The organism is Candidatus Methylomirabilota bacterium (assembly GCA_027293415.1).
Lineage (GTDB): Bacteria > Methylomirabilota > Methylomirabilia > Methylomirabilales > CSP1-5 > CSP1-5.
Genome location: JAPUFX010000041.1, coordinates 15,207 through 34,674 on the forward strand (window position 1 = coordinate 15,207; position 19,468 = coordinate 34,674).

The following is a 19,468-nucleotide window of genomic DNA, read 5'->3' on the forward strand; positions in this document are numbered from 1 at the left end:
AGACGGACCATCATGAGACGAAGATTTCCACACGCACTGACGGGATTGGTGCTGGCTGGCGTTTTCGTGGGAGCCGGGGTGGTCCCGGTGAGGGCCCAAACGGTCAAGATCGGTTTTGTCGACCTCCAGAGAGTCTTGGTAGGGTCGAAGAGGGGGCAGGAAGTCCTGGCAAACCTACAGGCAAAAAAGGACGCGAAGCAGCGGGAGATCGAGGCCCAAGAAAAGGAGATTCGCCAGATGGAGGCGAATCTGCAGAAGCAACGTGATGCATTAACTGAGGACGCCAAGAAAGATCGGGAGCGGGAGATTCGGGATCGCACGCGAGACCTACGTCGGGCGGTGGAGGACCTCAGTCGCTCTTTTACCGAGCGCGAACGAGATCTTCAACAGCGATTAATTCAGGAGGTTGCCGTGGTGGTGCGGGCCTACGGCAAGGAAAAGGGCTATCTCCTGATCATGGAGAAGCGGTTAAGCGGGGTCATGTACGGCAGCGAAACGGTCGATCTGACCGACGAGATGATCGCTGCCTATGATGCCAGCGTCAGCAAGAAGTAGCTGGCTCGAGGAATCTCGGCGATCCGAAGACGTATCTTCGTGGCCATACACTCCCTTATTTCCTTGATTCTTAAGCTTCTTCATGATAAGAAGACACAGTTATACGGGCCCCTTAGGGTCTGGGCACCTCTGAACCATACAGAGTCAGGGTAGAGGCGATGGGTGACGGTGGGATGGATATTCTCGAGATTCAAAAGCACATTCCTCACCGCCATCCATTTCTTCTGGTGGATCGAATCTTGGAAGTGGAGAAGGGCCACCGCATCGCGGGAATCAAGAATGTCACTATCAACGAGCCTTTTTTTGCTGGCCACTTTCCCGGGCGTCCTATCATGCCGGGAGTCCTCCTCATCGAAGGAATGGCGCAGGCGGGAGGGGTTCTCTGGAGCGTGACAATCGATGCGCTTCAGGGGGGCACACCTCAGTACATGTATTTTGCGGCTATCGATAAGGTCAAGTTCCGGCGGCCGGTCTATCCCGGTGACCAAGTCCGGTATGAGGTCAAGATGGTGAGTCTCAAGGGTCGATTCTGCAAGATGCGGGGTTCTGCCACCGTGGATGGCCAACTGGTAGTGGAAGCGGACCTTGTCGCGATGCGCGTGGAGCCCGACCAATGAGCACGGTGGCGGGGAAGAAGAGGCGCGGTCGTCCGGTAACTCGAGGGAGGGAATCGATTCGCCTTCATCCTACGGCGATCGTAGCCCCGACAGCCCAGCTTGGTGGGGGTGTGACCATTGGCCCCTTGGCGGTCATAGGGGAGCGGGTGTGCATCGGTGAGGGAACCACCATTGGGTCTCACGTGGTCATAGACGGATGGACAGAGATCGGTCGCGGGTGCCGAATCTTTCCCCATGCGGTTCTCGGTACGGAGCCACAGGATCTCAAGTTCCACGGAGAGAAAAGCCATCTTTTTGTTGGTGATCACACGGTCATCCGAGAGTTCGCGACAGTTAACCGGGGCACGGCAAGTGGTGGCGGGAAGACGGTAGTGGGCGATCACACGTTCATTATGGCGTATGCGCACGTCGCACATGATTGTTTTTTGGGTGACCACGTCATCCTTGCCAACGCTGCTACCCTGGGGGGCCACGTGACCATCGAGGATTACGCTATTGTGGGTGGCCTGTGCGGCGTACATCAGTTTTGCCGAATCGGCAAGTACGCGCTCGTCGGGGGCTGCTCCGCTGTCAATCAGGATATCCCTCCTTTCATCAAGGCCCAGGGAAACCGCCCCGAGCTGTATGGCCTCAACTCCGTGGGGCTGAAGCGTCACGACTTCTCGAAGGAAACCCTCCAAAAGTTGCGGCGGGCCTACCGCCTTCTCTTTCAGTCTGGTCTCAACACCTCAGACGGCATGGCGCGAGTGGAAGAGGAAGTCCGCGACTGTCCCGAAGTCACGTATCTCGTGCAATTCATCAAATTCTCCCAGCGGGGGATCACACGATGAGGTTACACGCAGCCACCAGCCAGCCACCCGTCAGGAAAGCACCCTTCTTACTGCTCTCCCTAATACTGCCGACCCTAATTTGCTGAGGCTCTGCGAGTGAAGCGGGTCGGGATTATCGCTGGTTCCGGGCCCCTCCCCATGATGGCCGCTCGTGAGGCCAAGGGATTAGGCTGGGAGGTGGTAGTCGTCGCCATCCGGGAAGAGGCAGACCCTGCCGTGGAGGCGGTGGCGGACCGCATCCACTGGATTGGTGTGGGTCAATTGGGGGGGCTCATCCGTGCATTCAAGCGCGAGGGGGTGACCGAGGCGATCATGGTCGGTAAGGTTCGGATGAGCCACCTGTTCGCCCGTGCTCGCCCCGACGTCCGGGGGAGCCTTCTCCTCTTTCGCATGAAGGACCGCCGGGGAGACACCATCATGGACGCGGTCGCCCAGGAGCTCGACCGGGAGGGGATTTCCCTGCTCGACTGTACCCGGTTTCTCACTCAAGTGTTGGTAGAGCCGGGGGTGCTAACCCGGAGAGCCCCGACAGCGCGGGAGTGGGACGACATCCGGTTCGGCCAAGAGGTTGCGCGAACCGTGGCCCAGTCCAAGATCGGGCAGACGGTCGTGGTGAAGAATGGCACGGTTCTCGCCGTGGAAGCCATTGAGGGGACCGACGCTGCAGTAAGGCGGGGGGCGGAGCTCGGAAGGGGAGGCGTGGTCGTTGTCAAGGTCTGCCGCCCGGATCACGATTTTCGTTTTGATGTGCCAGTAGTGGGGCCTGCCACCCTTGCAGTCCTGCGGGAGGTTGGAGGGACGGCTCTCGCGGTGGAAGCGAAACGGACCCTGCTCCTTGATCGCGAGGAAGCCCTTGCGCTCGCGGATGAGGCTGGCATTTCCGTTGTCGCGGACTAGTCATCGGGTGTCGACTGACGAGCGATGACCCCAGGTATTTCCAATTTCGAATTTCGAAATTCGAATTTCTGTGGCCGGTGAACCATGGGTGGTGAACGAAAAACACGGGTGGGTGTCATCGGGGTGGGGCATGTGGGGCAACACCACGCCCGGATCTACCGCGAACTTCCTGGGGTCGAGCTGGCCGGAATCGCCGATATCGATCCCGCAAGGCTTCAGGAGGTCAAGAGAGTTGCAGAAGCTCCCGTGTTTCAGGATTATCGGGAGCTTTTTGGCCACGTTGAGGCCGTCAGCCTTGCCGTCCCCACGCATCTGCACGCCCAAATCGCCCGTGAGTGTCTGGATCGAGGGGTCGACGTCCTCGTCGAGAAGCCCATGGCCCAGACCTTAGAGGAGGCAGAAGAGCTGACGGATCTGGCAAAGCGGCGCGGCCGGATTCTCCAGGTGGGTCACGTAGAGCGCTTCAACGGGGCCGTTCGGGCCCTTCACCGGATTGTCAAGACACCGGGGTTCATCGAGTGTCACCGCCTCAGCCCTTTCCCTCAGCGTGGCACCGACGTGGACGTGATTCTCGATCTCATGATCCACGACATCGACATCATCCTAAGTTTGGTGAAGTCTCCCGTCAGTCAAGTGAACGCCGTCGGGGTGCCCGTCCTGACCGATCGGGTGGACATTTCCAACGCCCGGCTCGAATTCGCCTCAGGGTGTGTGGCCAACGTGACCGCCAGCCGGGTGAGTATTGAGCGCCTCCGCAAGATCCGCATCTTTCAACCTGACACGTACATTTCTCTCGACTACGCTAGTCAAGAGATTACCCTCTTCCGTCGCCTGCCGCCAGACCTCGCGTCCCAGCCGCCCCAGCCTCCACAGATCGTCCGGGAGGAGGTGGTCGTAGAGAAGGAAGAACCCCTCCGCCTGCAGCTGATGAGCTTCTTGAGTTCCGTTCGGGAGCGCACGCGACCAGAGGTCTCGGGGGAGGAAGCGGTGGAAGCCCTCCGGGTCGCCTCCCAAATCCTCGCGAAGATATAAACAGATGTCCAAAGTCCCAAGTCCCAAGTCCGACGTCGTCAAAAACATAGAGGAGCCCCAGGCGGTTTTCGACTTTGGACGTTGGACCTTGGACTATGAATAAGAAGATCTTCATCGTTGCCGGCGAGGCCTCAGGGGATCTCCATGGAGCTGACCTGACACGGGCCCTCTGCAGCCTAGACCCCGAGGTCACCCTTGTGGGAATGGGAGGGGAGCGGATGCGGGAGGCGGGCGTCCATCTCCTGGTCGATGCTGGGGAGTTAGCCGCGGTGGGTCTCACCGAGGTCTTCTCTCGCCTTGCGGCGCTGGGACGGGCTTTTCGTAAGCTCCGGAGGGCCCTTGCGGTCCAACGTCCCGACCTTCTCCTCCTTATTGACTTCCCCGACTTCAACTTTTGGCTCGCTCGGTCCTCCCGGCGGATGGGGATTCCAATCCTCTACTATATTAGCCCTCAAGTCTGGGCCTGGCGCCGGGGACGGGTCCGGACGCTGAAAAGGCTGGTGGAGAAGGTCGTCGTTATATTTCCGTTTGAGGAAGCCCTCTATCGTGAGGCGGGAGTCCCCGTCGCTTTTGTCGGACACCCCATGCTGGACCGGCTCCGGGACGTCCCCACCAGAGAGGAAGCCCGCCGCCGACTGGGCTGCGGGGAGTTGGAACTCATCGTCGGCCTCCTTCCTGGGAGCCGGGAGGGGGAGATTATGCACCACCTTCCCGTGCTCAAAAGGGCAGTGGCCCAGATTGCCCAGGCAAAGCCCGACATCCGGTTTCTCCTCGCCGTGGCCAATTCTCTTCCCCCCTACCTCGTGGAAACGCTACTCGAGGGGAGCAATTCCCTCATTCGGCCTCTGTACGGACAGACCTATCAGGTCATGCGGGCGGCGGATTTGCTGATCACCGCGTCAGGGACGGCAACACTCGAAGCAGGGCTCCTCGGAACCCCGATGATTATTGTCTACCAGGTCTCTCGGCTCACCTGGTGGGCCGGGAAGCTCTTGGTGGATGTTCCCTCCATCGGGATGGTAAACTTAGTTGCAGGAAGGCGGGTGGTCCCCGAGCTCATCCAGAATGATTTTACGCCAGAGCGGGTCGCCAGAATCGCCCTGGAGCTGCTGCACAGCCCCGAGGCCCTCGGTGCGATTCGTCAGGAACTGAATGAAGTTCGGGGAAGGCTAGGGGAGGAGGGGGCCTCTCTTCGTGCCGCCCGAGAGGTGCTGAAGACGCTCCAAGAGACGGAGGACAGGGGTTAGCGGTGGGACGAGGCTGGAAGCGGTACCGGACGCATCCTGTTGTCCTAGGTGTGCTCACCAGGCTGGCGGCAGTTGTGATGCGTGGACTTTTCCGGTCCCTGCGGGTTGCCTATGTGGGGCGCGAGGTCCTTGACCGGCTCATTCAGGAGGAGGGGAAGCAAGTCCTCGTGGCCTTCTGGCACGGCCGGCTCCTCATGATGCCCTTTGGGCCCTTTGGCAATCCCCAGGTTCGCTGGAGCATTATGGTCAGTCGGCACGCGGATGGGGAATATATCAGTCGGGTGGCAGAACGCCTTGGCATTTACTCGGTTCGGGGATCGGCCCGCCGGGGCGGTCCCTGGGCACTTTTGGGCATGATTCGGGCCTCCCGGAAGGGGTCTCACCTGGCCATTACACCCGACGGGCCCATCGGCCCCAGGGAACAGGTAAAGCCAGGGACCATCGAGCTCGCCCGTCTAGCCGGCACGCCGATCATCCCCGTTGCCTTTGCCGCTTCACGGGGGAAGTTCCTGCACAGCTGGGACCGGTTTCTGATTCCCTATCCTTTTGCACGTGGGGTCTTTGTCTGTGGAGAACCGGTCTTGGTATCACCCAAGGCCGGGTCCGACGAAGTGGAAAAGGCGCGGGCCGTCTTGGAAGAACACCTTCACCACATTACGGCGGTGGCGGATGCCTATTTTAAACAGCGGCAGTCAGCCATCTGAATGAGATACGAAGAAGCAGTTTCCATGGTGACAGCCGACGATGACAGCGGATTGAACCGATGAGAATCCTGTACAGCATCGGACTCTTCTTTGCCATGCTTCCCTACCTACCCCGCTACCTCCGCCGCATGGGTCGGAGCGGTCCATTCGGTCTCGGGCTCACGGAGCGGCTTGGCCGATACCCGGAGGCGCTCACCGGCCGGCTTCAGGGAAAGCATCCCCTCTGGCTGCATTCGGTCTCGGTCGGGGAGGCGGTCGTAGGGAGCATTCTGGTTTCAAGGCTCCTTGCGCGGCGTCCCGGACTTCCCATTCTTGTTTCGACCGTCACCCCGACAGGGCGAAAGGTGGCAGAGGAGCGGATTCCCCAAGCAGAAGCGTTCATCTACTGGCCCCTCGACTTCCCCGGATCGGTGAACCGGGCCCTCACGGCCGTCGCTCCCCGGCTTGTCCTGCTCACGGAGGGGGAGATTTGGCCAAACTTCCTTGACACCTGCCACCACCGACAGGTTCCGGTCTTGCTGGTCAATGGTCGGATTTCGCAGCGATCCCTCCGGGGCTATCAGTTCGTCAAGCCGCTATTCCGCCGGGTCTTGGATCAGATCTCCCTCTTCTGCATGCGAGGGGAGGTCGATGCTGAAAGGATCTTAGCGTTGGGAGCCGATCCTCAGCGAGTCGTCGTGACCGGGAACATCAAGTATGATGACGAAGATGGAAATAGCCACTTTCCTCCCCATCTTGACGCGGTTGTACGTCTCATGGACGGCCGACCCGTCTGGGTCGCAGGGAGTACCCACCGGGGGGAGGAAAGTATTATCCTGCAAGCCTTTCGCCAGGTCAGGAGCGAAGTTCCCGATTCAGTGCTGGTGCTTGCGCCACGTCATCCGGAACGGGTTCCCGAAGTGGAGACGCTCCTCCGGGAGGCAGATTTTCCCTTTGTCCGCCGGACCCATCTCCCAGAAAATAGTTCCGCGCTTCCGCCGGTCATCCTGGTCGACACGATGGGAGAACTCGGTCACCTGTATGCCCTCGCCACGGTGGTCTTTGTTGGGGGAAGTCTGGTCCCGGTGGGTGGGCACAATATCCTCGAGCCCGCGAGATATCGGCGGCCCATTCTGTTTGGTCCCCACATGGATAATTTTGCAGAGGTGGCTGAAGCGTTCCTGGGAGAAGGAATGTCTCACCAGGTTCGTGACACCCGTGAGCTTGTCGCGCGGGTTGTTGAACTCTTTCGGGATACCGCTGCTGCGCGCGAGATGGGGGAAGCTGCCTATCGGGTGCTGGACAGGAACCGGGGGGCGGCAGAGCGAACCGTCACCCTGGTCGAAAGGTTTCTGTGAATCCGGTCGTGTACCGACAATATCTTCGCTGGATCGCCGGTCACGGTCCCTTGGGCCGGCCGGTCCGGGGTGTTCTGCGTGTTGCTTCCTGGATCTACGGCGTCGGTGTGGTAGGACGCCTCGGCCTTTACCGCACGGGCCTCCTCAGGCGCGAGCGCCTTTCCGCTCGAATCATTAGTATTGGAAATTTGACAGCCGGGGGGACTGGGAAGACCCCGTTTGTCATCTTTCTCGTACAGGAAGCCAGGTACCGAGGACTTCGGCCGGCAGTGGTGGTGAGGGGTTACGGAGGGAGGAAAGAGGGGAAGACGGTAGTTGTTTCAGGGGGGGATACGATTCGACTGGGCTATCCGGAGGTCGGAGATGAGGCGGTGCTCTTGGCGCGGAAACTTCCGGGGGTTCCCATTCTCATGGCCGCGGATCGCGTTGAGGGGTGCCAGGTGGCGATTCGCGAATTCGGGGCTCAAGTCATCATGCTGGACGACGGCTTCCAGCATCTCCGGGTCGAGCGAGACCTCGATATCCTTCTCCTCGACCAAGAAAATCCCTTCGGGTACGGTTATCTTCTACCTCGAGGGCTCTTGCGGGAGCCAGTGCGGGCCCTAGAGCGGGCAGATCTCGTAGTGGTGACGGCCGCTGGTGACGGGGGAGAACCTTTGGAATTTCCACGTGTGGTCCGCCCTGCTGGTTCGACGCCCGTGCTTCAAGCGGCATTTACCCCCACCGTCTTGACCAACACGAAGACCGGAGAGACAGTCGATGAGGAGGACCTCCGCCGCGAGCAAGTCATCGCCTTCTGTGGGATTGCGAACCCGCCGGCCTTTGAGCGGACCCTCCGGTCGCTCGGGATATTTCCCAAGCCTCACCTGATCTTCCCAGATCATCACCCGTATGATTCCTCGGATCTTTTGGAAATCGCGCAGCGGATGGAGGAGGTGGGGGCGAAGGTTGCCCTGACGACTGAAAAGGACGCCGTTCGCCTCGAAAAAATGTCCCCCCACTTTCCCATCGTTACTCTAGGGGTGAAACTCGTTCTCACTGTGGGGCACCCGGAGTTCAAGCAATGCTTGGATGCCTTGTTTCCTTAGCAAGACCGCGAGGTCTTGGCTGACTACTGATACATTTACATGTAAAAGCCATGAAGGTCATCGAGCGAAAGGTGCTTGATCCGGCTCAGGTCCACCGTATTCTGATCCGGGGTGTGAACTGGGTCGGGGACGCGGTGATGACCACGCCCGCCATCGCCGGGATTCGGAAGACGTTTCCCACTGCAAAGATCTCTCTTTTGGTGAAGCCGTGGGTTGCAGGGGTCTTTGAAGGGAGCCCGCACATTGACGAGATCCTCCTCTACGACCAGGAAGGCCGTCATGCAGGATTGTCCGGATTGCTGCGCCTGGCCCACGAGCTTCGGAACTACCGGTTTGACGTGGCCATCTTGCTTCAGAATGCTTTTGAGGCAGCTCTTCTCACATCCCTGGCCCGAATCCCCCACCGGGTTGGCTATAAAACCCAGGGAAGAGGCTTTCTCCTCACCAAGGCGGTGCTCCCGGATCATTCGACGAGAGCGCTTCATCACGTGGAGTATTACCAGACTCTCCTGAGGGTATCCGGCTGGCGAGAGGGACAGCAGCCGCCGATACTATACCTCAGCAGTGGGGCAGAAGAGAGGGCACAGGCTCTTCTGGGGGAGGAGGGAGTGCGCTCGGAAGAATCCCTCGTTGCCTTTAGTCCGGGCTCCACCTATGGCTCTGCCAAGTGTTGGCCGGCGGATCGGTATGCGGCCCTTGCCGATCACCTGATCGAAGGCCTGGGGGTGAGGATACTACTGACCGGGACTCAGGCCGATGGAGTGGTGGCGAGGGATGTTCGAACCCTGGCCCGTCATGGGGAGCGCATCATCGATCTCACTGGTCGAACGAATATTCAACTCCTGGCGGCTGTCCTCAAACGCTGCGCCGTATATGTAACAAATGATACTGGGGCAATGCACATCGGGGCGGCTGTCGGTATTCCTCTCGTCGCCATCTTTGGACCCACCGACCCGAGAACTACGTCCCCTGTGGGAAAGCACGTCTTGCTGAGACACCCGGTCCCGTGTAGCCCCTGCCTCCTCAGAGAATGTCCCATTGACCACCGGTGTATGACGAACATTTCCGTCGATCAATTAACGTCTTCAGTTATAAATAGTTATAGAGCAATAAATAAAGTTGTACATTAAAGATTCGATCGAGGTGAAAGGCTCACCGGCGATCTTTCTGGACCGGGACGGGACCATTAACGAAGACCCAGGGTATCTCACCCATCCCTCCGAGCTCCGCCTTCTTCCAGGTGTCGGGGAGGCGCTCCGACTGCTTCAAGAGCAGGGCTTCCGTCTGGTGATAGTGAGCAATCAGTCGGGAGTTGCCCGGGGGTTTTTGACAGAATCGATGTTAGAGGAGATTCAAAGAAGTCTTGATACCCTTCTCAAAGGTGAGGGGGTAACGCTGAGTGGAACATATTACTGCCCCCATCACCCAGAGGGTGCTCCCCCCTACCGGCAGGCATGCGAATGCCGAAAGCCAAAAGGGGGGTTGGTAGAGCGGGCCGCGAGGGAGCATGGGCTTGATTTGAACCGTTCCTATGTGGTCGGGGATCAGCACATCGATTTCGAACTCGCGCGTGAGATGGGGATGCCGGCCATCCTTGTCCTCACCGGAAAGGGGCGGCTCAGCCTGGCGTCGGGAGAGATTGAGCCAGATTACATCGCTCCTGACCTTACAGCCGCAGCCAGATGGATTCTCCAGAGGCACTCCACTGTTGGGTGACCGACCACCGACGTCCGATGACCGACCAAGCATGGATCGGGCATCTGTCATCGGACAGCGGTCATCGGTGATCTGTCGTCGGTGTACGGTCATCGGTCAACGAGGTGAAGAATGATTAGGCAGGCAGCCGTTGCAGGCATGTTTTATCCGGGCGGGACCAAAGCACTCCGCCGTGAGGTGGAGGATCTACTCCCGACGGGGGAAGAACTGGTTGAGGGAGTGGGGGTCGTGGTCCCTCATGCCGGCTACCTTTACTCTGGCAGGGTCGCCGGAGCAGTCTACGCCCGGGTACACCCTCCCGAGGCCTGTGTCATTGTTGGCCCCAACCATAGCGGACTGGGGGCCGGGGCGGCTGTCATGACCTCTGGGACTTGGGAGACGCCTCTGGGGGAGGAAGCGATCGATACTGAGCTCGCTCGCGCCATCCTGGATCGATCCCGGGTCCTGGAGGAGGATGATCGAGCCCATCGGAAAGAGCACTCGATCGAAGTCCAACTACCGTTTCTTCAGCTCCTGTTCCCTAAAGTGCCATTTGTCCCCATCTGTCTTTTCAGCCATGAATATGGCGTGTGCCATGATGTGGGTGAGGCCATGGGGGGGGCGATCCAGGCTTCAGGGAAACGTGTACTCCTGATTGCCAGCACCGACATGAGCCATTACGTTTCGCAGGAGATGGCCGAGAGAAAAGATCGAATAGCCATCGAAGCCATCGTGAATCTGGACCCCGAACGGCTGCACACCACGGTCCTCCGCGAGCGAATCAGCATGTGCGGCTTTCACCCGACCACCGCCATGTTGATTGCTGCTAAGGCGCTGGGTGGAACCCGGGCCGAGCTGATTCGCTACGCCACGTCCGGGGATGTCACCAAGGACTACAACTCCGTGGTCGGCTATGCCGGCCTGATCATAGACTAGGGCCCAGTCTTGTTTTTTCCGAGGAGAAAGCCCTTGACACGCCGCCCGTGTCCCGCATAGCTTGAACGCAGCGAAAAAAGGGGATATGCCGATACCCCCCAATCTATTGAAATGTGGGGAGGTACTCGATGAAGACGCCCGGTCGGTCTCTGCCCCCGGGTGTTTGCTTTTTGCAGGGTACTCTGTGGTTGCAACCTTCGCCGATTCGTGCCGGGGCGAGGCTCGGGAACGGGCTTTGCCATGAAGGAGGAGTCAATGCGATTTCCTGTTATTAAAGGGGTCGCCTGCATCCTCGCGCATGTTCCTGACCTGGTCCCTTATGGATCGAAACCCCTCCGAGAGATCCGGAACGCCCCGAAGTTGCTCGTGGAAGTGAAGCGACACTTGAGAACCTACGGTGAGGCGGTCGAGTACCCCCCCCCAAGCCTTTATCGGCAACCTCCTCCCGGACGACCTCTGGAACTTCCAACAACCCTGGTATACGCACGTGCTTCACCAGGCACCCCGCTCTGGTCCCTATGGGGAGATCATGCCGGAGGACCAGTTCTACGGCCTGCTGAAAGCGGCCGATCGGTTCAACCTGGTGCATCTTGAAAAGGGGTTCATGGAGGAGGTGCGTGAGAAACTCCAGGCTCATCCACTTTCGCCCCAAGAGGATGTGAATAGCCTGACAGGAGGGATACCTCTCCCGGAGATTGAATCGAGGGTCCGACGGGAAGAAGCCATTTCCCTCCGTGTCGGGGAAAGGATCGTTGGTTGTGTACTGAGGGATCACGAGGAGGATGAAACCCTGACAGCCGCAATCCTCCTAGAGAACCTGGCGTGCAAGGCGACGGGGGTCCTCGCTCTTCGCCACCTGCTTCGCCCGCTTGCTGACGAAGCAAGCGTTTCCCCCCAGGAGATCGATTACATTATCGGAAGTTCAGAAGAGGCGGTCGGAGACCGCTACCAACGGGGCGGGGGGAGTCTAGGCAAGGCGATTGGGGAGATGGCCGGCCTCATCAAGGCCTCGGGGGCCGATGTGAAGGCCTTCTGTACTTCCCCCATGCATGCGGTGATCCTCGCGGGGGCCCTTGTCCAGGCCGGGATCTTCAGGAACGTCGCAGTGGTGGCGGGGGGCTCACTCCCCAAATTGGGGATGAAGTTCAAAGCCCATCTCAAGAAAGAGATGCCGGTTCTGGAAGATGTGCTGGGGGGAGTCGCCGTCATTGTGGGAACCGATGACAGGAGGAACCCCATTATCAGGACCGATGCTGTAGGCATGCACGATATTGGCACAGGCACTTCCCAGCAAGCCCTCACCGAGGCTCTTGTTCTGAAGCCGTTGGAGAAGCTCGGGCGGCGGCTGACCGATGTGGCCAAGTACGCGACCGAGATGCATAACCCCGAGATTACCGTCCCGGCCGGAAGCGGCAACGTTCCCCACACCAACTATCGGATGATTGCTGCCTTAGCTGCCCTCCGGGGGGAGATTGGTCAGGAGGAGATGGAGCTTTTCGTCCGACGCCATGGGATGCCTGGCTATGCCCCCACGCAGGGTCACATCGCATCGGCAATCTGCTTCCTCGGGCAGGCTCGAGATGGGTTGCGGACGAGAAAACTGAGGTGCGCCATGTTTCTCGCCAAGGGAAGCCTCTTTCTGGGGAGGATGACGGAGATGCCCGATGGGGTCTCCTTCCTCCTCGAACCGAATCCGGCTTAAGTGTGTTTGACTGGGAAAGGAGGCGATAGAATGGTTCTGAGGGGAAAGAAGGCAATCGTCATTGGAGAGCGAGACGGCATTCCTGCCCCTGCCATACGTGAGTGCCTGACGGGTGCTGGTGTCGATGTCATCTACGCCGCCACTGAATGCTTCGTTTGAACGGCGGCCGGGGCCATGGACTTGGAGAACCAGGGGCGCATTAAGGAGCTTGCCGAGCGGAACGAGAAGCGCGACTTGGTGGTCGTCTTGGGAGCTTCTGACCCGGAGAGCGTCAAGCTCATCGCCGAGACGGTGACCCTGGGCGATCCAAGCTATGCCGGTGCCCTGGGAGGGGTCCAGTTAGGACTCCCCGTGTATCACATCCTCGAACCTGAGGTGAAGGAGCAGGTCAATCGTGAGGTCTATCAGCAGCAGGTGGGAATGATGGAGATGGTGCTCGACGTCCCTAAGCTTATTGAGCCCCTCAGGAAGATCCGTGAGCAGGTGACGGACGTGGGTGTGTGAGGGGCGGAAGCAGGAGACGCAAGGTTGCAGCAAGAAGACCAGGGAAGGGGGTCAAAGCGGTGAAGCTGGAGTTAGGAATATGTCTCATCAGGGATATGCGGTTCGCGGACACCACCCGCATCAGTGATCACGTCCTCTGTGTGAACAAGAAGGAGCTCGCAGCACTCCTCCTCGCCGATCGCCGTCTCGGCAGTCTGGAGTTGGAGATTGTCCGTCCCAATGAACGGGAACGAGTTATCCACGTTCTCGATGTGATCGAGCCGCGGATCAAGGTTGAGGGGCCTGGAGCGATCTTCCCGGGGATGATCGGCAAACTTGAGCGGGTGGGGGAGGGGCGGAGTCATGTGCTCAAAGGGGTCACGGTGGTGGAAACCGGGCAAATCCCGGGGGTCCCGGAGGCGCTTTTGGATATGACCGGCCCTGCGGCAGAGTTGGTCCCCTTTGGCCGGACCTGTAACCTTGTTCTTATCCCTCAGTTTGCCGAGGGGCTGGAGCGTGTGGAATGTGCGAACGCCATGAAGATGGCGGGGCTGAAGGCCGCAGTCTATCTGGCCGAAGCGAGCAGGGATCTTCAGCCTGATCACATCGAGATCTATGACCTCCCCCCGCTGCCCGACCTGGATGAAGGGATGAAAGGTCTGCCACGGATCGCCTATATCTACCAGCTCCAATCGCAAGCCGACCTTTGTGAGCCATTTGTATACGGGGATAACGCCAGGAAGCTGTTACCCACGCTGCTTCATCCGAACGAGTTGATGGACGGGGCCATCGTCAGCGGCAACTACGAAATGCCCCCCTGCTTCAAGAACGTCACATATACCCACCAGAACAACCCTATTATGCATACGCTCTATCTCCGCCACAAACGAGACCTCTGCTTTGTCGGGGTGATCGTGATGAACGAGCATCCGACGCTTCATGAGAAGGAGCGATCGGCAGTCATGGCCGCGAAGCTGGCCAAGGATATCCTGGGGGCCGATGGGGTTATCATCACGAAGGAAGGGGGAGGGCACGCTGATACTGATCTCATGCTCAACTGCCAACGGTGTGAAGAAGCAGGGGTAAAGACGGTTCTTGTGGTGGATGAGCCGGCTGGTCCGGACGGGACGGCTCCACCTCTTTCTGATGCCTCCTCAGATCGGGCGGATGCCTTCGTCAGCACGGGGAACAGCAACGAGTCGATTGAGCTTCCCGCGGTGGAACGGGTGATAGGTGGTAAGGCCTTGGCAGGGCTGAACGATCCGCCACAGGGGGCTTTGAGGGTACCAGTGATGATGATTCCCTCTGCAACCAGCCAGGTTGGCTTTACGAGGCTCACGACAGTGGAGGTATAACATAATGGAGAATCTGAGGATTGTTCATTTCATGAATCAATTCTTCGGAGGGATTGGCGGGGAGGAGATGGCTCACGTTCCGCCTCAATCCGGAAAGGGCCCAATTGGGCCTGGAGCGGTGCTTCAGGAGGTCTTGGGAAAGCAGGGGCAGGTTGTAGGGAACGGTAATCTGTGGCGATAACTACTTTGCTGAAGATATGGAAAAGGCGGCCCATGAGGTTCTTCGCCTTATCGAATCCTACCAGCCCGATCTCCTCGTCGCCGGTCCGGCCTTTAACGCGGGCCGCTACGGCCCGGCCTGCGGCAAGGTCTGCCACGTGGTACAGGAACAACTTGGGATTCCTGCGGTCACCGGCCTGTACCAGGAGAATCCCGGGGTGGACCTCTTCCGGCGGAGCACATATATCGTCAAGACGGCGAATAGTGCCCAGGGGATGCGCGAGGCGATGACAAACATGGTAAAGCTGGCTCTGAAGCTTCATGCTAGGGAGCAGCTGGGGACCCCGGAGGAGGAGGGGCTCATCTCAAGAGGTGTGAAGAAGAACCGCATCGCCGAGCATCTTGCCTCGGAGCGGGCGGTGGATCTCCTTCTCAAAAAGATCAAAGGGGAGCCCTACCGGTCCGAGATGCGGCTGCCCAGATTCGAGAAGGTTCCTCCGGCCCCGCCGGTTGAAGAGCTTTCGAAGGCCCTCATCGCCATCGTCGTCGAGGGGGGACTGGTGCCGCCTGATAACCCCGATCGGATCGAGTCAGCTCGGGCCACGCGTTACGCCAAGTATCCGATCGCGGGTAAAGATACCCTCACGCAGGGCGAGTTTGCTCCCGTAAGCGGCGGCTTCGAAAAGGCATTTGGGGCCCAGAACCCGAACCGGCTTTGCCCGGTGGATGTTCTCCGAGAGCTGGAGAGGGAAAAACGCATCGGCACGCTCTACGACTACTTCTACACGACGACCGGCTTCGCCACGAGCTTGGCGAGCGCCAAGCAGATGGGGGAGGGGATCGCGAAAGAGGTCAAGGAAGCCCAGGTCGATGCGGTCCTCCTTGTCTCCACGTGAGGGACGGGCACGCGCTGCGGGGCAGTGCTCACGCGAGAGCTGGAGCGAGCCGGGATTCCCACCGTGCAGCTTTGTACGATTACCTCCATTGCGACTACGGTCGGGGCGAATCGTATCGTCCCGGCCAATGGGATCCCGTATCCGCTCGGCGATCCCAGTTTGCCTCCAGCAAAAGAGAGGCAGTTACGGCGGGCATTGGTCGAGAAGGCCCTCGAGGCCCTCTGTGCTCGGGTGGAGGGACAAGAGATCTTTACAACGTAGGGGCAACAAGTTATCCAAAGACAACAATGATCCAAGACCACACTTGACCCGATGCGATCGCTACGCGGCGTCGGGGGATGTCATCAAAGACTACACCTCCGTGGTCGGCTATGCCGGCTTCATCATTCAATAGCCACGAATCTTGCAAGTAGGAGCGTACTGGTTGCAGTATCGCTGGTCGCTGCACTATTATCCTTCACAGTAGTCCTCGTGGTCATTACTTCACTGTCAAAAAAGGTTGAAAAATGAGATCGTACCTGAAAAGACTGCTATTCGTCTTATGTGGTGGATTGATGATCGTCGTCTCTGTAGTGTTGATAAAGACATTACGCTTTACTTCTCGGCAGCTAGAGGTCGATCCGCAGCCGCGGGTGGCGATTAATGGAGAAAAAATCGCCGAATACCTGTCAAACGCTATCCAGTTCAGGACCATCTCATATGGGGATACGGGACAATTTGATGGCAAGGAATTCTCAAGCTTCCATCGATATCTCGAACAGAGGTTTCCCAAGGTTCATTCCACGCTCATTAAGGAAGTTGTGGGAGGGTACAGTCTTCTCTATACGTGGAAAGGCCAAACAGGGGGTACGAAGCCGATTCTCCTCATGGGTCATATGGACGTCGTACCTGTCGAACCTGGCACGGAAGACAATTGGACCCATCCCCCTTTTGGGGGGCGTATCGCCAGTGGCTACATTTGGGGCAGAGGGGCCATGGATGATAAGGTTAGCGTTCTGGGTATGCTTGAAGCCGTAGAAATGCTGCTGACAGAAGGATTCCATCCCTCTCGCACAGTGTACCTTGCCTTTGGCCACGATGAAGAGGTCGGGGGAGCAATGGGAGCTGCCAAGATTGCCAGCCTTTTGCGTTCCAGAGGGGTCGAATTAGAGTACATTCTCGACGAGGGGGGTGCCATCACTCACGGAATATTGCCGGGGGTTTCCGCTCCCGTTGCTCTGGTAGGGATCGCCGAGAAGGGCTATGTGAGTGTCGAGCTCGCAGTGCAGAGTAAAGGAGGGCACTCCTCCATGCCCCCAAAGCATACTGCGATTGGCATCCTCAGTACTGCCGTACATAATCTCGAGCGCAATCAGTTCCCAGCAGAAATCAGAGGGGCAACGGGAAAACTGTTCGAGTATGTGGGGCCAGAAATGCCCTTTCCCGAAAGGATGGTATTTGCCAACCTCTGGCTTTTTGGGTGGCTGGTCGAGCGCCAGCTTGTGGCATCGTCTTGGACAAACGCTCTGGTCCGGACCACCACGGCAGCGACGATGTTTGAGAGTGGGGTCAAAGAGAATGTATTGCCGACAAAGGCAAAGGCGGTGATCAATTTTCGCATTCTTCCTGGCGAGAGTGTTCAGAGTGTGATCGATCATGTCCGCAAGACGATTGGAGATGCACGGGTCAAGATTACACCCGTGAAGAAAGTGCTGAGTGAACCGTCTGCCGTATCGGTCCCGGAGTCATCCAGCTTTGAAAATCTTCATCGGACAATTCGGCAGATTTTTCCGGATGCCATAGTCGCTCCCTGGCTTGTTGTCGGAGCGACGGACTCCAGACATTACGCAAAGCTAAGCGGCAATATATACCGGTTTGTTCCAATAAGGATGGATCCTGGTGATACACGTCGATTTCATGGGACCGATGAGCGTATTTCAGTTGACAACTACGAGAACTGCGTCAGATTCTTTATGCAACTCATCCGTAATTCCCATTCGTAGTCCATTTGCTCTGCATTGTGACTGTCCGTGATTCCATCTAAAGGTTCGGTGAGGAATCTTGCCTGCTGATAGCGCACATACGAAGAGCAATCACGAAGCGTTGCCATACTGGGTGAGACTCATCCAAGACGGCTTTGTCGTTTGGCGCCGCCGCCCGCCGGGAGATCAGGAGGCATGAACGTTGGTGTCCGATCTTGCACTCCAAGGATGCGTCTGTTACCCTCATGTTTCGGTTTCTTGCCCCCAGAACCTCAAGCTGTAGAGGTGTGAGAACATCATGCGTTATGTCCGTGGCAGCGTCACCGTGGGCCTCATCATGGTAATCGCAGGATCGGCTTGGGCTGGCGGCTCGAACTACGGCATCACGCCAGGTGCAAGACCGGAGATCGAAGGGCGGATCTCCGAGTGGAAGGTGCCCACGCCGATGTTCGCCCGCGATCCCGCCCCCGGGCCAGACGGCATGATCTACATCACCGTCATGTACGCGAACAAAATTGCGCGGTTTGACCCTCTCACGGAGACATTCACAGAGTGGGAACTGCCCGCACGAGCGAGGCCCCACGGCCTCCTCGTGGATTGGGACGGCCAGGTCTGGTATACGGGGAACGGCAATGGCACGATTGGCCAGCTGGATCCAACCACGGGAAGGGTGGTCGAGCACAAGGTGCCTTCCGGTGGCGACCCGCACACGCTGGTTATCGATGAATGGGGCATCATTTGGTTCACGGAGCAGCACGGGAATCGGATCGGCCGGCTGGACACCCGTACCGGGATGATGACCGAGTTCGAAGCCTCTGGGCGCCCCTATGGGCTTGCTCTTGATAAGGCGGGCAATGTCTGGTTCTGCGAACTTGGCGCCGGCAAGCTGGGTAAGCTGGATCCGAAGACGGGCACGATCACTGAAGTGGTCCTTGGGAAAGGCTGGGCGCCGCGCCGCATGGCCGCATCGCCCGACGGTTCGCTCTGGGTCACGCTCTTCGGCAAGGGTTCCCTGCTCCACTTCGACCCCGTTGCCGAAAAACTCCTTAAAGAGTACCCATTACCGGCCGGGCGCAGCGGAGGCCCCTACGCCGTGACGGTGGACGGAGCCGGCATGGTTTGGGCCAACGAGTTCTACAGCAATACCGTTGTGCGATTGGACCCAACTACGGGCAGGATCCGGGTCTTTACATTGCCATCGAGAGGTCTCGGCATCCGCAAAATGGTTGTGGACGCCGAGGGAAGACTCTGGTACATGGGCAGCCATAATGGTCATCTCGGCGTCATCGAGTAGGCGGCGAACAGCGGACAGAATCTTGGGTCGGGTGAGACCGGACATGGACGTTGCGCACAGGCAAAAAACGCAGCGCGCAGGAAAATTGATCCCGAAGATACTTGGGCTCGGGGTATTCCTGCTGTCGATGGGAAGAGTCTTACCTGCGACGGCCGGGGAAGCCGATGTCTTGGCTGTCGAGATTACGAAGAGTGCCAGCAGTCCCTACATTTTCGTTGTGACCGTCCGTCACGAAGATGCAGGGTGGAATCACTATGCGGACCGCTGGGAAATCCTGAGCCCCGATGGCACGATTCTGGCGAAGCGGGTCCTCTTCCATCCGCACGTGGATGAGCAACCTTTTACGCGCTCGTTAAGGCTGTTAGCACTGCCCGAGGGTGTCCAGCGCGTGCGGGTTCGAGCCCACGATAACGTCCATGGCTTTGGCGGTCTCGAGAAGGAGGTCATGGTTCCAGATTGACATGGTGCATACGGACACATTTTCGGATGACGTCAATACTTGTATTTATAAATGGTTACGGCATATTAATTAAAAGTATAGGGTATAGTCGTGTTCGTGCCACTTCATTCCGCGGTGGAGTCATGTGCACATGACCTATGGACGCCGAGCGCCCGCTCCTATTCGGCCTGCGATGAACCTCCTGCCATCTGAGTGCGGGTAAAGGGCCTGGATCCTTGCC

At 58.6% G+C, this 19,468-nt stretch carries 18 protein-coding genes and 1 pseudogene; all 19 read left to right on the forward strand.

Annotated elements, in window-relative coordinates:
- Window positions 1-12 precede the first annotated feature (12 nt).
- The 19 genes and pseudogenes from O6929_02845 (at window position 13) to O6929_02935 (ending at window position 19,248) form a co-directional block, all read left to right on the forward strand.
- Complete coding sequence (locus O6929_02845) at window positions 13-555, forward strand: OmpH family outer membrane protein (protein ID MCZ6479333.1); 543 nt, start codon at window positions 13-15, stop codon at window positions 553-555.
- A 158-nt stretch (window positions 556-713) separates the two neighbouring features.
- The gene (fabZ, locus tag O6929_02850) at window positions 714-1,172 is read left to right on the forward strand and encodes a 3-hydroxyacyl-ACP dehydratase FabZ (GenBank protein ID MCZ6479334.1); all 459 of its coding nucleotides are present in this window, start codon (window positions 714-716) and stop codon (window positions 1,170-1,172) included.
- Window positions 1,169-2,002 (forward strand): acyl-ACP--UDP-N-acetylglucosamine O-acyltransferase, encoded by an 834-nt coding sequence (gene lpxA / locus O6929_02855; GenBank protein MCZ6479335.1) that lies wholly within the window; start codon window positions 1,169-1,171, stop codon window positions 2,000-2,002. Before fabZ ends, lpxA begins: the two co-directional genes overlap by 4 nt.
- A gap of 96 nt (window positions 2,003-2,098) precedes the next feature.
- Window positions 2,099-2,899, forward strand: a complete 801-nt coding sequence (lpxI, locus tag O6929_02860) for a UDP-2,3-diacylglucosamine diphosphatase LpxI (GenBank protein ID MCZ6479336.1) — start codon at window positions 2,099-2,101, stop codon at window positions 2,897-2,899.
- An 84-nt stretch (window positions 2,900-2,983) separates the two neighbouring features.
- The gene (locus tag O6929_02865; GenBank protein MCZ6479337.1) at window positions 2,984-3,931 is read left to right on the forward strand and encodes a Gfo/Idh/MocA family oxidoreductase; all 948 of its coding nucleotides are present in this window, start codon (window positions 2,984-2,986) and stop codon (window positions 3,929-3,931) included.
- Between the two features lie 95 nt (window positions 3,932-4,026).
- The gene (gene lpxB / locus O6929_02870) at window positions 4,027-5,178 is read left to right on the forward strand and encodes a lipid-A-disaccharide synthase (GenBank protein MCZ6479338.1); all 1,152 of its coding nucleotides are present in this window, start codon (window positions 4,027-4,029) and stop codon (window positions 5,176-5,178) included.
- A 2-nt stretch (window positions 5,179-5,180) separates the two neighbouring features.
- The gene (locus O6929_02875; GenBank protein ID MCZ6479339.1) at window positions 5,181-5,882 is read left to right on the forward strand and encodes a lysophospholipid acyltransferase family protein; all 702 of its coding nucleotides are present in this window, start codon (window positions 5,181-5,183) and stop codon (window positions 5,880-5,882) included.
- A gap of 59 nt (window positions 5,883-5,941) precedes the next feature.
- Complete coding sequence (locus O6929_02880) at window positions 5,942-7,219, forward strand: 3-deoxy-D-manno-octulosonic acid transferase (GenBank protein ID MCZ6479340.1); 1,278 nt, start codon at window positions 5,942-5,944, stop codon at window positions 7,217-7,219.
- Window positions 7,216-8,307, forward strand: a complete 1,092-nt coding sequence (gene lpxK / locus O6929_02885) for a tetraacyldisaccharide 4'-kinase (protein ID MCZ6479341.1) — start codon at window positions 7,216-7,218, stop codon at window positions 8,305-8,307. The genes O6929_02880 and lpxK overlap by 4 nt, the downstream gene beginning before the upstream one ends.
- A gap of 50 nt (window positions 8,308-8,357) precedes the next feature.
- Window positions 8,358-9,437: a lipopolysaccharide heptosyltransferase II gene (waaF, locus tag O6929_02890; GenBank protein MCZ6479342.1), complete on the forward strand. Its 1,080-nt coding sequence runs from the start codon at window positions 8,358-8,360 to the stop codon at window positions 9,435-9,437.
- 13 nt (window positions 9,438-9,450) lie between these two features.
- Entirely contained in the window at window positions 9,451-10,023 is a 573-nt protein-coding gene (locus tag O6929_02895; GenBank protein ID MCZ6479343.1) for an HAD family hydrolase, read from the forward strand.
- A gap of 111 nt (window positions 10,024-10,134) precedes the next feature.
- Window positions 10,135-10,938, forward strand: a complete 804-nt coding sequence (amrB, locus tag O6929_02900; GenBank protein MCZ6479344.1) for an AmmeMemoRadiSam system protein B — start codon at window positions 10,135-10,137, stop codon at window positions 10,936-10,938.
- 397 nt (window positions 10,939-11,335) lie between these two features.
- Window positions 11,336-12,640 carry a glycine/sarcosine/betaine reductase complex component C subunit beta gene (gene grdC / locus O6929_02905; GenBank protein ID MCZ6479345.1) on the forward strand — a complete coding sequence of 435 codons (1,305 nt, stop codon included), beginning with the start codon at window positions 11,336-11,338 and terminating at the stop codon, window positions 12,638-12,640.
- A gap of 30 nt (window positions 12,641-12,670) precedes the next feature.
- Window positions 12,671-13,144, forward strand: coding sequence for a glycine/sarcosine/betaine reductase complex selenoprotein A (gene grdA, locus O6929_02910; GenBank protein MCZ6479346.1), 474 nt, complete (start codon window positions 12,671-12,673; stop codon window positions 13,142-13,144).
- A 59-nt stretch (window positions 13,145-13,203) separates the two neighbouring features.
- Window positions 13,204-14,478, forward strand: coding sequence for a glycine/sarcosine/betaine reductase component B subunit (locus O6929_02915; protein ID MCZ6479347.1), 1,275 nt, complete (start codon window positions 13,204-13,206; stop codon window positions 14,476-14,478).
- A 4-nt stretch (window positions 14,479-14,482) separates the two neighbouring features.
- Window positions 14,483-15,794: pseudogene (locus O6929_02920) on the forward strand (glycine/betaine/sarcosine/D-proline family reductase selenoprotein B).
- A 245-nt stretch (window positions 15,795-16,039) separates the two neighbouring features.
- Window positions 16,040-17,515 (forward strand): M20 family peptidase, encoded by a 1,476-nt coding sequence (locus O6929_02925; protein MCZ6479348.1) that lies wholly within the window; start codon window positions 16,040-16,042, stop codon window positions 17,513-17,515.
- 277 nt (window positions 17,516-17,792) lie between these two features.
- A complete protein-coding gene (locus O6929_02930) occupies window positions 17,793-18,788 on the forward strand; it encodes a hypothetical protein (protein ID MCZ6479349.1) in 996 nt (331 codons plus the stop codon).
- A gap of 43 nt (window positions 18,789-18,831) precedes the next feature.
- Window positions 18,832-19,248: a hypothetical protein gene (locus tag O6929_02935; protein MCZ6479350.1), complete on the forward strand. Its 417-nt coding sequence runs from the start codon at window positions 18,832-18,834 to the stop codon at window positions 19,246-19,248.
- Window positions 19,249-19,468 lie beyond the last annotated feature (220 nt).

What these genes read in the sequence shown, in the direction of transcription:
- O6929_02845 (MCZ6479333.1), top strand. Translation starts at nt 13, where the DNA reads ATGAGACGAAGATTTCCACACGCACTGACGGGATTGGTGCTGGCTGGC.
- fabZ (MCZ6479334.1), top strand. Translation starts at nt 714, where the DNA reads ATGGGTGACGGTGGGATGGATATTCTCGAGATTCAAAAGCACATTCCT.
- lpxA (MCZ6479335.1), top strand. Translation starts at nt 1,169, where the DNA reads ATGAGCACGGTGGCGGGGAAGAAGAGGCGCGGTCGTCCGGTAACTCGA.
- O6929_02865 (MCZ6479337.1), top strand. Translation starts at nt 2,984, where the DNA reads ATGGGTGGTGAACGAAAAACACGGGTGGGTGTCATCGGGGTGGGGCAT.
- lpxB (MCZ6479338.1), top strand. Translation starts at nt 4,027, where the DNA reads ATGAATAAGAAGATCTTCATCGTTGCCGGCGAGGCCTCAGGGGATCTC.
- O6929_02880 (MCZ6479340.1), top strand. Translation starts at nt 5,942, where the DNA reads ATGAGAATCCTGTACAGCATCGGACTCTTCTTTGCCATGCTTCCCTAC.
- waaF (MCZ6479342.1), top strand. Translation starts at nt 8,358, where the DNA reads ATGAAGGTCATCGAGCGAAAGGTGCTTGATCCGGCTCAGGTCCACCGT.
- amrB (MCZ6479344.1), top strand. Translation starts at nt 10,135, where the DNA reads ATGATTAGGCAGGCAGCCGTTGCAGGCATGTTTTATCCGGGCGGGACC.
- O6929_02925 (MCZ6479348.1), top strand. Translation starts at nt 16,040, where the DNA reads ATGAGATCGTACCTGAAAAGACTGCTATTCGTCTTATGTGGTGGATTG.
- O6929_02930 (MCZ6479349.1), top strand. Translation starts at nt 17,793, where the DNA reads ATGCGTTATGTCCGTGGCAGCGTCACCGTGGGCCTCATCATGGTAATC.
- O6929_02935 (MCZ6479350.1), top strand. Translation starts at nt 18,832, where the DNA reads ATGGACGTTGCGCACAGGCAAAAAACGCAGCGCGCAGGAAAATTGATC.